The 427-nt window shown below is 68.9% G+C and carries 1 protein-coding gene; it reads left to right on the forward strand.

Annotation, left to right across the window (positions count from 1 at the left end; all coding sequences use genetic code 11):
• On the forward strand, window positions 1-427 hold a 427-nt coding region (locus JK363_RS41695; protein ID WP_443726321.1), incomplete at both ends, for an ATP-binding protein.

A 427-nucleotide genomic window follows, 5' to 3' on the forward strand; every position in this document is an offset into this window, starting at 1 on the left:
GGCACCGTTTTTGAGCCCGGAGCAGAACGCCGAGCTCTACCGCGCCTCCAAGGCCATCCTGAAGGAAGCCGGATACGTCGGCGCCGGAACGGTGGAGTTCCTGGTCGGCAGCGACGGCACCGTCTCCTTCCTGGAGGTCAACACCCGCCTCCAGGTCGAGCATCCGGTCACCGAGGAAGTCACCGGTATCGACCTGGTCCGCGAGATGTTCCGTATCGCCGACGGCGAAGCCATCGGCTACGACGATCCCCCGCACCGGGGCCATTCCTTCGAGTTCCGTATCAACGGCGAGGACCCGGGCCGCAACTTCCTGCCCGCGCCGGGGGCGGTGACCACCTTCGTCCCGCCGATGGGGCCGGGGGTGCGGCTGGACGCGGGGGTGGAGTCGGGGAGTGTGATCGGTCCGGCGTGGGACTCGCTGCTGGCG

It is taken from the genome of Streptomyces coffeae, from assembly GCF_016741875.1.
Taxonomy (GTDB): Bacteria; Actinomycetota; Actinomycetes; order Streptomycetales; family Streptomycetaceae; genus Streptomyces; species Streptomyces coffeae.